We start from the raw sequence: 252 nt of genomic DNA, 5'->3' as shown, positions 1-252 counted from the left end.
AATCCTAGAAAAGCCGGTCTCAGTTCGGATTGTAGGCTGCAACTCGCCTACATGAAGTCGGAATTGCTAGTAATCGCGGATCAGCATGCCGCGGTGAATACGTTCCCGGGTCTTGTACACACCGCCCGTCACACCACGAGAGTTTACAACACCCGAAGTCGGTGGGGTAACCCGCAAGGGAGCCAGCCGCCGAAGGTGGGGTAGATGATTGGGGTGAAGTCGTAACAAGGTAGCCGTATCGGAAGGGGGGGG

General features: G+C 56.7%; 1 rRNA gene. It reads left to right on the top strand.

Annotated elements, in window-relative coordinates:
- A 16S ribosomal RNA gene (locus WG8_RS22345) occupies window positions 1-252 on the top strand; the annotation flags it as partial.

The organism is Paenibacillus sp. Aloe-11 (assembly GCF_000245715.1).
Taxonomy (GTDB): Bacteria; Bacillota; Bacilli; order Paenibacillales; family Paenibacillaceae; genus Paenibacillus; species Paenibacillus kribbensis.
This window is presented reverse-complemented; position numbering and strand designations above follow the sequence as displayed.